Below are 12,037 nucleotides of genomic sequence, written 5' to 3'. Positions count from 1 at the left end.
CTTGCTGCAGGGTCCATGGCCGGCGGCCTGGCGTGATTCTTTGCTGTTGATCCGGAGGCATGATCGAGCCGTGGTGTCCGAACAGCCCGTGGCCAGTTCAGAGCCTCGCAGTGACGTGGCGCACGGTTACGCGTCGCGAGGGATGGCTGGGTTAGCGGCACCTGCGTTGCTGGTATACCTTTGTGAAGGTCGCATTGCTGGCAAGTCGGCAGCGACCCGACGGGCTCGCTGACTACAAGGTCTGGGTAGCGAGAGGCGTCAAAGAACTCACGTCTGAGCAAAGTATGACGAATGGATAGCCGATGCAGATCTCGCAGGGTCGACGAGAAATCTCCAAGGTATGGGCGCCGGCACTCGCGGCGCTGGCGCTGATCGCACTTCCGGGTGTGGCAAGCGCCGAGCCCGAGGTACTGCAGTCCGGCGACAAGCTTGGCCTGCGTTTCGAGAAAACCAGCACACCCCAGCCCGAAGGGGCAACCACCACGATCACGGTGCGTACCGGTGACGGCAAGGTTGTGCAGACGATCTCGGAACCTTTCAAGGGCGGCTGGCTCAGCGACGCCGAAGCCGAGGTCGAGTTGCGTGATCTCGACCAGGACGGGCGCGACGATCTGCTGGTTCAGGTGGATGCACGCGTCAAAGACCAGAAATGGGCGATCTGGCATGCGGTCGGCACTAACCCCAAGCTATCGCGTGTCGGAGTGGTCGACGGGCACCCGGAGAGCGCCGGACCAGGGCTGATCAAGACGCAGACCGAGCAGGGCACGTCCTTCTACACCGTCAAGGGCAACGCACTGGCCCCCGCGCCCGCGCCCGCAGCCTGATTCGGGTTTGATACCGCGTCGTTAGCCAAAAGTCCTGTGGTGCACCCTATTAGGTATGCCAGAGGCTCTGCACCCCGTCTTTCAGCCGCGTTTCGAGACCGTTCTCGCGCGTAATCCAGGGGAGGCCGAGTTTCAGCAGGCCGTCTTCGAAGTGATGGCCAGCCTCACCCCGTTGGTAGGCAAGACACCGGATTACGACCGTTGGGCGATCCTGGAACGGATCTGCGAACCGGAGCGGCAGATCATCTTTCGGGTCCCGTGGATCCGGGACGACGGTGCCGTCGAGATCAACCGGGGCTACCGGGTGGAATTCAATTCCGCGCTGGGGCCCTACAAGGGCGGACTGCGCTTCCACCCGAGCGTCAACCTGTCCATCGTGAAGTTCCTCGGCTTCGAGCAGATGTTTAAGAACGCGCTCACCGGGCTCCCAATCGGTGGCGGCAAGGGCGGATCCGATTTCGATCCCAAGGGGCGCTCCGACGCCGAGATCATGCGGTTCTGTCAATCGTTCATGACCGAGCTATACCGGCACATCGGCGAGTACACCGATGTCCCCGCGGGTGACATCGGTGTGGGCCAGCGCGAAATCGGATACCTCTTCGGGCAGTACAAGCGCATCACCAATCGCTACGAATCCGGTGTGCTGACGGGTAAGGGGCTGCCCTGGGGCGGATCTCAGGTGCGCACCGAAGCAACTGGATACGGCGTCGTGCTGTTCGCGCAGGAGATGCTGGGTACCCGGGCCGATGCGCTGGACGGCAAGACCGTCGTGGTGTCGGGTGCGGGGAACGTGGCCATCTACGCCGTCGAGAAGGCTCAGCAGTTGGGCGCGAAGGTCATCGCCTGCTCGGACAGCGACGGCTACGTCGTCGACGAACGCGGTCTGAATCTCGAACTCCTCAAGGAAATCAAGGAGGTCCGCCGGGGCCGCCTGTCCGAGTACGTCGACGCCCACGGCGGGGGAGCGCGCCAGATCACCGACGGAAATCTCTGGGAGGTTCCCTGCCAGGTCGCGTTGCCCTGCGCCACCCAGAATGAACTCGACGGCAAGGACGCGCGCCGGCTCATCGAGAACGGTGTGCAACTGGTCGCCGAGGGCGCCAACATGCCATGCACCCCCGAGGCGGTGAAGTACTTCCAGGAAGCGGCGGTGCTGTACGCGCCCGGCAAGGCATCCAACGCGGGTGGGGTCGCCACCAGTGCGCTGGAAATGCAGCAGAACGCCAGCCGTGATTCGTGGTCCTTCGAACAGACGGAGACCCGCCTGCAGGCGATCATGCGGTCGATCCACGCCACCTGCATCGAAACCGCGGACTACTACGGCGACCCGGGCAACTACGCGACCGGTGCCAACCTGGCCGGATACACGCGGGTTGCCGATGCGATGGTGGCCCTCGGGGTGATCTGAGGATCTTGTTCGAGCGTTCGGCTACGCGCCGATGACGGCCCCGGGGCCTATCGGCTGCCGTTCACGCTGATACCCACCGGGTGACTCGCCGAGCCGGCCAGTCGCCGATTTGGTCCGTAGGTCCAGGTCACCTACACTTGACCGGTTGCCTGGGCTGTGTTTCGCCCATGGCCGGTCGGTATGTGTCTTCTTCATGGATAGCACTGCTGATGCACGACCCCTGACCGAACCCGGTCAGATACGGAAAATCACTTCGCAGTAGGCCCACCGTGCGATGTGCCAGGCCCTCACGGGAACCAGCGCGAGCATGCTGCATGGGAACCGCGGCGAGAAAGGTTGATGGAATCTGTCATGACTATGACCGATCCGATCGCAGACTTTCTGACACGTCTGCGCAATGCCAACTCGGCATACCACGATGAGGTGACCCTGCCGCATTCGAAGATCAAGGCCAATATCGCCGAGATCCTCAAGCGCGAGGGCTACATCACCGACTACCGCACCGAGGACGCCCGCGTGGGCAAGAGCCTGGTCGTCTCGCTCAAGTACGGCCCCAGCCGTGAGCGCAGCATCGCCGGTCTGCGCCGCGTGTCGAAGCCCGGACTGCGTGTGTACGCAAAATCCACCAATCTGCCCAAGGTTCTCGGCGGCCTCGGCGTGGCGATCATCTCCACGTCCACTGGCCTGCTCACCGATCGCCAGGCAGCGCGACAAGGCGTGGGCGGCGAAGTCCTCGCGTTCGTCTGGTAGGGGAGGACTAAAACATGTCGCGTATTGGTAAGCAGCCGGTGCTGATTCCTGCCGGAGTGGACGTCAACATCGACGGCCAGAGCATCTCCGTCAAGGGCTCCAAGGGCACCCTCGAACTGACAGTGAGCGAGCCGATCTCGGTGTCGCGCAACGATGATGGCGCCATTGTGGTCGCCCGCCCCGACGATGAGCGGCGTAGCCGTTCGTTGCACGGTCTGTCCCGCACCCTGATCGCCAACCTGGTGACCGGTGTGACCCAGGGCTACACCACCAAGATGGAAATCTTCGGTGTGGGTTACCGCGTGGTGGCCAAGGGATCGAACCTGGAGTTCGCGCTCGGTTACAGCCACCCGGTGCTGATCGAGGCACCCGAGGGCATCACGTTCGCGGTCGAGACCCCCACCAAGTTCTCGGTCAGCGGAATCGACAAGCAGAAGGTTGGCCAGATCTCGGCCAACATCCGCCGCCTGCGGCGTCCAGACCCATACAAGGGCAAGGGCATCCGCTACGAGGGTGAGCAGATCCGCCGCAAGGTCGGAAAGACAGGTAAGTAACCATGGCTCAAACGAAGACAGAATCAAAGCAGCACGAGCCGGTGGGCAAGAGCGTCTCGGAGGTGCGTCGCACCTCGCGTCTGCGCCGTCATGCGCGTCTGCGCAAGAAGGTGTCGGGTACCGACGCCCGTCCGCGTCTGGTGGTGAACCGTTCGGCCCGCCACATCCACGTGCAGCTGGTCAACGATCTCACCGGCACCACCCTGGCCGCGGCCTCGTCCGTCGAGCCCGACGTGCAGGCAGTGGATGGCGACAAGAAGGCGCGCAGCGCTCGGGTCGGTCAGCTGATCGCCGAGCGTGCCAAGGCAGCCGGCGTGGACACCGTGGTGTTCGACCGTGGTGGTTACACCTACGGCGGCCGGATCGCCGCACTTGCCGATGCCGCCCGCGAGAACGGGCTGGTGTTCTGATGTTCGAGACTTCCAACGAAGGGAATGCATGATGGCGCAGCGCAATTCGGGCGCTCCCGGTGCAGCCGGCGGCGCCAACGAGGGTCGCGACGGCGGCCGTGGGCGCCGTGATAACCGCGACGACCGTCGCGGTGGGCGTGACAACGCCGAGAAGAGCAACTACCTGGAGCGGGTTGTCACTATCAACCGCGTCTCCAAGGTCGTCAAGGGCGGTCGCCGGTTCAGCTTCACCGCGCTGGTGATCGTCGGCGACGGCAACGGCATGGTGGGCGTCGGCTACGGCAAGGCCAAGGAAGTTCCGGCCGCCATCGCCAAGGGTGTGGACGAGGCTCGCAAGAACTTCTTCCGCGTTCCGCTCATCGGCAGCACCATCACTCACCCGGTTCAGGGCGAGGATTCCGCCGGTGTCGTCATGCTGCGTCCGGCCTCGGCCGGTACCGGTGTGATCGCCGGTGGCGCTGCTCGCGCGGTGCTGGAATGCGCTGGTGTGCACGATATTTTGGCCAAGTCGCTCGGTAGCGATAACGCCATCAACGTGGTCCACGCGACCGTCGCGGCGCTCAAGCAGTTGCAGCGCCCCGAAGAGGTTGCGGCCCGCCGCGGTCTGCCCATCGAGGATGTGGCTCCGGCCGGCATGCTCCGGGCCCGCGCCGAGTTCGCAGCTGCGGCAGCACGGGGAGGCAGTCATGGCTGATCTGTTGATCACTCAGGTGCGCAGCACCATCGGATCTCGGTGGAAGCAGCGCGAATCATTGAAGACACTGGGACTGCGCAAGATTCGTCAGAGTGTTGTCCGTGAGGACAACGCGCAGACCCGCGGCCTGCTCCAGGTGGTTCGCCACCTGGTCACCGTCGAGGATGTGAAGTAATGACCATCAAATTGCATCATCTGCGCCCGGCCCCGGGCTCCAAGACCGAGCGCACCCGCGTCGGCCGTGGTGAAGGGTCCAAGGGTAAGACCGCCGGCCGCGGCACCAAGGGCACCAAGGCACGCAAGAACGTGCCGGTGACCTTCGAGGGTGGGCAGATGCCCATCCACATGCGGCTGCCGAAGCTCAAGGGCTTCAAGAACCGCTTCCGCACCGAGTACCAGGTGGTGAACCTGGCCGACATCGAGCGGCTGTTCCCCGAGGGTGGCGACGTCACCATCGAGGCACTGGTGGCCAAGGGTGCGGTGCGCAAGAACGAGCTGGTGAAGGTGCTCGGCAACGGCGACCTCAAGGTCAAGGTGTCGATCACTGCCAACAAGTTCAGCGAATCGGCCCGCGAGAAGATCACCGCCGCAGGCGGATCGGTCAACGAGGTCTAGTACCCGCTTTCAGAAAGGGCGTCCACCTTCGGGTGGGCGCCCTTTTTGTTTCGCCGAGCGTGAAGCTGCTGCGGCAATTCGGCTCAAATCCCGCCGTAGCTTGACGCTCGGTGCTCGTCAGTGCTTCTTATAGATATCGGCGACCCAGGGCTGCTTGCAGAAGCGGTCCTGCGCGGTTGGCGGGTCGATGCCCGCATCCGTCAGCGCCTGGTTCCTTCGTGCCGCTCGTCCCGGTGGGTCGTCGTCGTAGTTGAAGGAGCACAACGTGTTTCCGTTGGTGTACCAGGTACGGGCCGGATCGGGCGGTTCGGGCCAGTCGGCGGCCTGGACGAACAGGATGCCCAGCTCCAGCACCTTGTCGTTGGCGAATCGGTAGATGGAGACCCGTCCCGACCCGGCTCCGGTGCTCGCATAGAACGCGGCGAATCCTTCATCGGTGGTGCGGAATTCCGGGTGACCGAGTACCTGCCCTGCCGAGGAGAACTTCCCCGAATCCTTGTGCGCGCGCCACACCTCCAGGATGTCGCCGTCGGATCCGACGTTGTACACCACCATCAGCTCATCGCGGCCGTCCCGATCAAGGTCGGCAAGGAACGGTGGGGTCCGTTCCGGCTTGTTGACCGGAACAGTAAAGGTTTGGCGCAGAGCCCCATTGGGTTCGTACACCTTGATGGTGATGGGGGGTGTGCCCAGCGCTTCGAATGTCAGCCTCGCCGAATCCTTGGACCGCAGCACGCAATCTAGTGCTGGGTTGGGATCTGGTTCGATGGCCTGTGGTTTGATCGACGAGCACGGCGGCAGCGCGTCGAGCCTGTTGGGTGCCGAACTCGTCGACGTTTCTGTGCGCTGGATGCCGCCGTGTGTGCATGCAGTCAGGGCCACCACCATGGCGAGAAGTGCTGTGGCACCGCATCTTGTCTGGCCGGAATTTCTCACCGTGTGCCCTGACTGTAGAGCCCCGGCACCCACTTCTGCAGGCAGAAATGCTCGTCGGCCGTCGCCGGGTCCACGCCTGCGGCAATCAGCGCCTCCCGGCGTGCCGCGAAAGCTCCTGGCGGGTCATCAGACAGATTCATCGCGCATTTGACATTCCCGTTGAGGCGCCAGCGCGGATCGAATGGCAGGTTGTCGACTCGTCTTTCGGTGTCCAGCAGCGCCAGCACCACCAACTTGTTGTCGACGAACCGGAACAGGGCGGCCACGCCGGCGTCAGCACCGTTGCGCGAGAAGATGCCGATGAACCGATCGGATGTCAGCCAGAATCGAGGAACTCCGAAAATCGTTCCGGTCATGTCGAATTGGTCAGAATTGGGCCGCGCGCGCCACACGTCCATGAGCTCACCGGCAGGATCTCCCGTCCCCGTGACCACCAGCAGCTCTTCGCGCTTGTCCTGGTCCAGATCCTGCAGGTACGGAAGGCGCAACTGGGATATCGGATTCGGTACGCGGATGGACTGCTGCACCGCGCCATTGCTGTTGAACACCCGGATGGACCCCGCGGGGGTGCCGAGCACTTCGAAGATCACACCGCTGCCATCAGAGGTGCGCAGCGTGCAGTCCAGGGTCGGATCCGGTTGCGGAATGCCCGGTTGCGGCGAGACCTTATCGCAGGTGGGCAGACCGGCCAGCCGGCTCACGTTCTGTTCGGGCGGCGGCGGGGCGTGCTTCGCGTTCGCGATGGTGGTGGCCATCAGCTGGTCGAGCAGGCCGGCGTCCACCTGATCGGTGCCCGCCACCTCGAAGACGGCCGAACGCACCCGCGCCAGCAGGATCCGTTGACCGCGCACCCCGGAGGGCGGCTTGCTGGCCGAAGCATCATCCAGATCGGCAGTCGCGCTTGTGTACACGTACGTCTGAACACCATCGACGATCGGGCCCGGGGCGAAGGTGTCGGTGACATGACGATTCCGCACTTCCGGATTGGTGAAGGTCGGAAAAGCCCTGTCGTACTGACCGCACTTCGTGATCCACGCGGTGGTCAATGCGAACACGTCAGCGTTCTCACGCTCGCGATTGACCGTCGCGATGATGTGATTGCCCGCGGGGTCTGCCTCGTAGAACGTCGAGGCCGCGTAATACAGATTCCAGTCCGAACCGTCAGGTGCTCTGGAGAATGACTTGCCGAACGGCGTGTACAGACATTCGGGTGGACGTGTTTCACCGTCCGTTTGGCCGTGCATGCCCAACCCGGCTCCGTCCTCGGCCGCGATATCGGGCGGACGGGTCACTCCTTGCGCGGGGAAGTCGGCGGCCACTGGCAGCAGCCCGGCGAGGTCGGTGTTATTCCGGCCACCCAGATCGGTGTGGTTGGGGTGGAATTTGCCGCGATACTCCGGGAACAACCCGGGATAGCTGCGTGTGGGCGCGACCGCTGCCACCGACGTGGATTGCGAAGGTGCCACATCACGAGACCCGGAGGTGTCGATACATCCGGACGCCCCGGGCGCCACAGTCACCGCGAGTAACGCGGCGAGCCGCGCCACCACCTTTTGTGCACGTTTCATCGTTGCCCCTCCGCCAGCGAATGGTTCCGACCCTACGCGCTCGTCAGATGGACTAGCGCGGATTTGTGGCCGGGAGCATCGCCGCAATCGTCGGTACGCTCAAGGCATGTTCGCCTTAACTGCGCCCACGGACGTCCACGATCTCCTGGCCAAGGTTGATACCGCACGTCACCGGGGGGTGCCGCGGGACTGCATCTTGGAACTGGATCTTCTCGAGGTCCCGCCTGAGACTGTCAACTTCGATCCGCTGGGCCTGGTGTTTTCGGGCGCGAGCAGGCCGCTGTCGCTGCGGCACACCATCGCCGCCATCCACCGGGCGATTGACGATCCGCGGGTCGCCGGGCTTATCGCCCGCGTGCAGATCCCCCCCGCCGCGGCGGGATCCGTTCAGGAGCTCCGCGCCGCCATCGAGGCGTTCAGCGCTGTCAAACCCAGCCTGGCCTGGTCCGAGACCTATCCGGGCACGCTCGCCTACTACCTGGCGTCTGCGTTCGGCGAGGTGTGGATGCAGCCTTCCGGCACCGTGGGACTCGTCGGATTCGCAGCCAACGGAACGTTCCTGCGCGGCGCCCTCGATAAGGCCGGTGTCGAGGCGCAGTTCCTCGCGCGTGGTCAATACAAGTCGGCGGCAAACCTTTTCACGGAGGACGGCTACACCGACGCCCAGCGGGAAGCCGATGGTCGGCTGCTGGAAAGCCTCTCGGAGCAGGTTCGCGACGGCGTGGCGGCATCGCGCAAACTCGAACCGGCCGATGTGGACGCCCTGGCGGACCGCGCACCGCTGCGCCGCACCGATGCGATCGCCGCCGGACTGGTTGACCGCATCGGCTACCGCGACGAGGCGTACGCGCGCATCGGTGAATTGACAGGCGCACCAGACGACAAAGAACCACCACTGCTCTATCTGGCGCGCTACGCCCGGGCGACCCGACCGCAGGTGCCGAGTCTTCCGTCTTTACCCGGACGCACGTCGCGGCCGACCATCGGCGTGGTCACCCTCGCGGGGGCGATCGCGAGTGGTCGCAGCGGACCACGGATGTTTCCACCGGGGCCGGCCAGTGGCGGCGACGTGATCGCCGAGGCCTTGCGGGACGCCGTCGCCGACGAATCGGTGGCCGCCATTGTGCTCCGTGTCGATAGTCCCGGCGGATCGGTCAACGGCTCGGAAACCATTTGGCGAGAGGTGGTCCGGGCGCGCGAGGCGGGCAAGCCGGTGGTGGTGTCCATGGGTGCGGTGGCCGGATCGGGTGGGTATTACGTCGCCATGAGCGCGGACGCGATCTTCGCCAATCCAGGAACCATCACCGGGTCCATCGGAGTGATCACCGGAAAGTTCATCACCCGGGGACTCAAGGAGAAGCTGGGTGTCGCATCGGATTCCTTGCGCACCAATGCCAACGCCGATGCGTGGTCGAGCAACGAACCCTTCACCGATGAGCAGCGCGATTTGGTCGAGGCCGAAATCGATATGCACTACGAGGACTTTGTGCAGCGGGTCGCAGACGGGCGAAATCTCACCGTCGACGCAGTGAAAGCGGTTGCACAGGGGCGGATCTGGTCGGGAAGTGACGCGCTGGAACACGGCTTGGTCGACGAGCTCGGCGGCTTCCGCGAGGCGGTGGCCAAGGCCAAGGCGCTCGCGGATATCGATGCCGACGACGAGGTTCGGATCGTGAACTTCCCGAGCTCACCGCTGTCATCGATGCTGCGTCAGCGATCGTCGTCCCAGCCCGCTGCCGCGGCCGTCACCGACGCCGTGCTGGGACGGGTCGCGCAGTTGGCGCTGGAGACCGTCCAGCGTGCTCAGCGGTCGGTCGGCAGTGCCCAGACGATGATGTTGGGCGACTACCGCTTTTAATCGCGCCGCGTCAGCGTCATTCGTCCGCGCACAGGCCGACACGGACTAACGTGTCGAGTGCATTCGCCGGCGGAAGGGGCATCGGTGAACACCGAGCTGACGGTATTTCAGAAACGCGTGCTCGCCGTGCTCACTGCAGTGGGCATTTTGTTCGGCGCCTACTTTCTGCGCGGCTATTTCATCCTGATCGTCGTCGCGGCGGTGGCCGCGTACTTGTTCACGCCGCTCTACCGGCGTCTGGGCCAGCGGTTCGGTACCGGCGTCTCGGCAGCCCTGACGCTGCTCGGCGCTCTCGGTATGGTGGTGATTCCGGTAAGTGCGCTGGGTTTTGTTGCGACCATTCAGATCACCCGCATGATCGAGAGTGTCTCCAAGTGGGTGGGGGACACCGATATGACCACGCTTGGGCAGCGAGCGTTTGAGGTGGTCAACGACGTCCTGGCACGAGTTCCGTTCGTACATGTCCAGCTGACCCCGGACACGCTGAGGCAGTCCATCGCTTCCTTGGCGGAGAACGTCGGTCAGGGGTTGCTTCAGGTGTTGCAGAGTGCCGTCGGCAGCGTCGCCTCGGCCGTGGCGGCCTCCATCATCTTCCTGTACGTGTTCGTCTCCCTCTTGGTCAAGCAGGACAAGGTGCTCACGCTGGTGCGGCAGCTCAATCCGCTGGGGGCGGAGATCACCGACCTATACCTCGACAAGATCGGGGCGATGGTGCGCGGAACGGTCAAGGGGCAGTTCGTGATTGCGATGGCACAGGGAGTCGCGGGCGCAGCATCGGTGTACATCGCCGGCTTCCGGCAGGGATTCTTCTTCTTCGCGATACTGTTGACCGCGCTATCGATCATCCCGCTCGGGGGCGGCATCGTGACGATTCCTTTCGGCATCGGCATGATCGTCTTTGGTCATCCCGTCGGCGGGCTGTTTGTGATCGCGTGGCACATCCTGGTGGTATCCAATATCGACAATGTGCTGCGCCCCATTCTTGTTCCGCGCGGCGCCCGGCTGGACCCCGCGCTGATGCTGCTGGCGGTTTTCTCGGGGATCGCGGCCTTCGGATTCTGGGGAATCGTGTTGGGTCCGGTGCTGATGATTGTCATCGTGACCACGATCGACGTGTATCTCGCTGTCTACAAAGGGGTTCCGTTCGGGGACGCGGATACGGGCGAGCCCGAGGTGTCGAGTCGCCCCTGGTGGAAGCGAGGCCGTTCGCGCGCGGCCGGCTAGCCCAGGGTGGCGTCGACGTAGACGATGTTGGGGAATATGGTGCGCAGCAACGGGTTCGGCGGTTCCAGACCCAGCCGGGCGTACAGCGCCTCATTCTCCTCGGTCACCACCGTCCAGCCGTGTTCGGCAAACCAGTCCGCGGCCATCTGGCGCTCGCCGGTGTACACCAGTGACTCCAAGTCCAGGTCCAGTGTGTCCCCGGCGAATTGACGGGTCAGCTCGCGCGCCTTGGAGAAATCGGCGGTTTCCAGGCCCGGGACCTGCTCGCACACCAGGCGGCTACCGGGCGCGCTGAGCTCGGTGATCGACGCGAACAGCCGATCCTGGGCTTCCGGCGGCAGGTAGATCAGCAGACCCTCTGCCGACCACACCGTCGGCTGCTTGGGGTCGAATCCGGCTGCCTGCAACGCAGTTGGCCAGTCATCGCGCAGATCGATCGCGACAGTCCGACGGTCGGCGCTCGGTGCGGCGCCCAGCTCGGCCAGCGTGTCGGTCTTGAACGTGATCACCTCCGGCTGGTCGAGCTCGTACACCGTGGTGCCCGCCGGCCAGTTCAGTCGATAGGCGCGGGTATCCAGTCCGGATGCGAGGATGACGGCTTGGCGCACTCCCGCGGCGGCCGAGGATTCGAAGGCGGTGTCGTAGTACCAGGTGCGACTTGCCATTCCGTTGGCCATGCCGTCGGCGGTGATGCCGAGCTGTACCAGCCCCGCCATCTGTTCGGGATCGAAATCCCCCGAGGCCAGCTTGGTGAAGTACTCGATGCCGACGGCGCGCACCAGCGGCTCGGCGTAGGGATCGTTGATCAGCGCATTGGGCACGTGGCTGGCCAGCGCGCGCTGCGCGGCCACCATCGTCGCCGTCGCCCCCACGCTCGAAGCCAGGTCCCAGGTGTCGTCATCGGTCCGCGCCATCGAGGCTCCTTCATGGGTGTCATGGGTCGGGGTGTCCCGAACCATAGTGCGCCGCAGTTGGCAATTGCGCACGTGCGTCGCTGTGGCCTGCGAGAATTCAATTGATCGGCGTGAGGGGAGGACACGAAGGTGGACGCGACGGGCAGCGTGATGAAGCTGCATCGGCATTCCATGACACTCGACGGACGGCGCTATACCGTCATCACGCTGCGAGCCGATGCGGATGTGCTGTTCTCCACCAACTGGTTTCACGACACGTGGCATGTGATCTAGGATGAAGCC

General features: G+C 64.3%; 14 protein-coding genes. 11 read left to right on the top strand and 3 right to left on the bottom strand.

Annotated features, from left to right (window positions below):
- The first annotated feature begins 302 nt into the window (after positions 1 to 302).
- The 8 genes from FZI91_RS03620 (at position 303) to rplO (ending at position 5,255) form a co-directional block, all read left to right on the top strand.
- Entirely contained in the window at positions 303 to 824 is a 522-nt protein-coding gene (locus FZI91_RS03620) for a hypothetical protein (protein ID WP_155937234.1), read from the top strand.
- A 55-nt stretch (positions 825 to 879) separates the two neighbouring features.
- Positions 880 to 2,232, top strand: a complete 1,353-nt coding sequence (gene gdhA / locus FZI91_RS03615; RefSeq protein WP_155937232.1) for an NADP-specific glutamate dehydrogenase — start codon at positions 880 to 882, stop codon at positions 2,230 to 2,232.
- A gap of 351 nt (positions 2,233 to 2,583) precedes the next feature.
- Positions 2,584 to 2,982: a 30S ribosomal protein S8 gene (rpsH, locus tag FZI91_RS03610; protein WP_155937230.1), complete on the top strand. Its 399-nt coding sequence runs from the start codon at positions 2,584 to 2,586 to the stop codon at positions 2,980 to 2,982.
- A gap of 14 nt (positions 2,983 to 2,996) precedes the next feature.
- Positions 2,997 to 3,536: a 50S ribosomal protein L6 gene (rplF, locus tag FZI91_RS03605; protein ID WP_155937228.1), complete on the top strand. Its 540-nt coding sequence runs from the start codon at positions 2,997 to 2,999 to the stop codon at positions 3,534 to 3,536.
- A 2-nt stretch (positions 3,537 to 3,538) separates the two neighbouring features.
- Positions 3,539 to 3,946 (top strand): 50S ribosomal protein L18, encoded by a 408-nt coding sequence (gene rplR / locus FZI91_RS03600; RefSeq protein ID WP_155937226.1) that lies wholly within the window; start codon positions 3,539 to 3,541, stop codon positions 3,944 to 3,946.
- 28 nt (positions 3,947 to 3,974) lie between these two features.
- On the top strand, positions 3,975 to 4,640 hold the full coding sequence (gene rpsE / locus FZI91_RS03595) for a 30S ribosomal protein S5 (RefSeq protein WP_155937224.1): 666 nt from the start codon (positions 3,975 to 3,977) through the stop codon (positions 4,638 to 4,640).
- Complete coding sequence (gene rpmD, locus FZI91_RS03590; protein ID WP_155937222.1) at positions 4,633 to 4,815, top strand: 50S ribosomal protein L30; 183 nt, start codon at positions 4,633 to 4,635, stop codon at positions 4,813 to 4,815. The genes rpsE and rpmD overlap by 8 nt, the downstream gene beginning before the upstream one ends.
- Complete coding sequence (gene rplO / locus FZI91_RS03585) at positions 4,815 to 5,255, top strand: 50S ribosomal protein L15 (protein ID WP_155937220.1); 441 nt, start codon at positions 4,815 to 4,817, stop codon at positions 5,253 to 5,255. The genes rpmD and rplO overlap by 1 nt, the downstream gene beginning before the upstream one ends.
- Positions 5,256 to 5,372: 117 nt before the next feature.
- On the opposite strand, the gene FZI91_RS03580 is transcribed toward rplO, so the two are convergent.
- Entirely contained in the window at positions 5,373 to 6,143 is a 771-nt protein-coding gene (locus tag FZI91_RS03580; RefSeq protein ID WP_155937796.1) for a hypothetical protein, read from the bottom strand.
- A 44-nt stretch (positions 6,144 to 6,187) separates the two neighbouring features.
- Positions 6,188 to 7,759, bottom strand: a complete 1,572-nt coding sequence (locus tag FZI91_RS03575) for a sensor domain-containing protein (protein WP_155937218.1) — start codon at positions 7,757 to 7,759, stop codon at positions 6,188 to 6,190.
- Positions 7,760 to 7,865: 106 nt separating this feature from the next.
- On the opposite strand from FZI91_RS03575, the gene sppA reads away from it, so the two are divergent.
- Together sppA and FZI91_RS03565 are read left to right on the top strand one after the other, a co-directional pair.
- Complete coding sequence (gene sppA / locus FZI91_RS03570) at positions 7,866 to 9,617, top strand: signal peptide peptidase SppA (RefSeq protein WP_155937216.1); 1,752 nt, start codon at positions 7,866 to 7,868, stop codon at positions 9,615 to 9,617.
- An 84-nt stretch (positions 9,618 to 9,701) separates the two neighbouring features.
- Positions 9,702 to 10,841, top strand: a complete 1,140-nt coding sequence (locus FZI91_RS03565; RefSeq protein WP_162526229.1) for an AI-2E family transporter — start codon at positions 9,702 to 9,704, stop codon at positions 10,839 to 10,841.
- Here FZI91_RS03565 and FZI91_RS03560 read toward each other — a convergent pair.
- Complete coding sequence (locus FZI91_RS03560) at positions 10,838 to 11,755, bottom strand: class I SAM-dependent methyltransferase (RefSeq protein WP_155937214.1); 918 nt, start codon at positions 11,753 to 11,755, stop codon at positions 10,838 to 10,840. The two genes, FZI91_RS03565 and FZI91_RS03560, sit on opposite strands and share 4 nt — an antisense overlap.
- Before the next feature lie 129 nt (positions 11,756 to 11,884).
- Here FZI91_RS03560 and FZI91_RS23890 point away from each other — a divergent pair, with 129 nt between their 5' ends.
- Positions 11,885 to 12,028, top strand: a complete 144-nt coding sequence (locus tag FZI91_RS23890; protein ID WP_239001808.1) for a hypothetical protein — start codon at positions 11,885 to 11,887, stop codon at positions 12,026 to 12,028.
- Positions 12,029 to 12,037: the final 9 nt, after the last annotated feature.

Origin of the sequence: Mycobacteroides sp. CBMA 271 (assembly GCF_009729205.1) — a bacterium.
Taxonomy (GTDB): Bacteria; Actinomycetota; Actinomycetes; order Mycobacteriales; family Mycobacteriaceae; genus Mycobacterium.
This window is presented reverse-complemented; position numbering and strand designations above follow the sequence as displayed.

What these genes read in the sequence shown, in the direction of transcription:
- FZI91_RS03620 (WP_155937234.1), top strand. Translation starts at nt 303, where the DNA reads ATGCAGATCTCGCAGGGTCGACGAGAAATCTCCAAGGTATGGGCGCCG.
- gdhA (WP_155937232.1), top strand. Translation starts at nt 880, where the DNA reads ATGCCAGAGGCTCTGCACCCCGTCTTTCAGCCGCGTTTCGAGACCGTT.
- rpsH (WP_155937230.1), top strand. Translation starts at nt 2,584, where the DNA reads ATGACTATGACCGATCCGATCGCAGACTTTCTGACACGTCTGCGCAAT.
- rplF (WP_155937228.1), top strand. Translation starts at nt 2,997, where the DNA reads ATGTCGCGTATTGGTAAGCAGCCGGTGCTGATTCCTGCCGGAGTGGAC.
- rplR (WP_155937226.1), top strand. Translation starts at nt 3,539, where the DNA reads ATGGCTCAAACGAAGACAGAATCAAAGCAGCACGAGCCGGTGGGCAAG.
- rpsE (WP_155937224.1), top strand. Translation starts at nt 3,975, where the DNA reads ATGATGGCGCAGCGCAATTCGGGCGCTCCCGGTGCAGCCGGCGGCGCC.
- rpmD (WP_155937222.1), top strand. Translation starts at nt 4,633, where the DNA reads ATGGCTGATCTGTTGATCACTCAGGTGCGCAGCACCATCGGATCTCGG.
- rplO (WP_155937220.1), top strand. Translation starts at nt 4,815, where the DNA reads ATGACCATCAAATTGCATCATCTGCGCCCGGCCCCGGGCTCCAAGACC.
- FZI91_RS03580 (WP_155937796.1), bottom strand. Translation starts at nt 6,143, where the DNA reads ATGGTGGTGGCCCTGACTGCATGCACACACGGCGGCATCCAGCGCACA.
- FZI91_RS03575 (WP_155937218.1), bottom strand. Translation starts at nt 7,759, where the DNA reads ATGAAACGTGCACAAAAGGTGGTGGCGCGGCTCGCCGCGTTACTCGCG.
- sppA (WP_155937216.1), top strand. Translation starts at nt 7,866, where the DNA reads ATGTTCGCCTTAACTGCGCCCACGGACGTCCACGATCTCCTGGCCAAG.
- FZI91_RS03560 (WP_155937214.1), bottom strand. Translation starts at nt 11,755, where the DNA reads ATGGCGCGGACCGATGACGACACCTGGGACCTGGCTTCGAGCGTGGGG.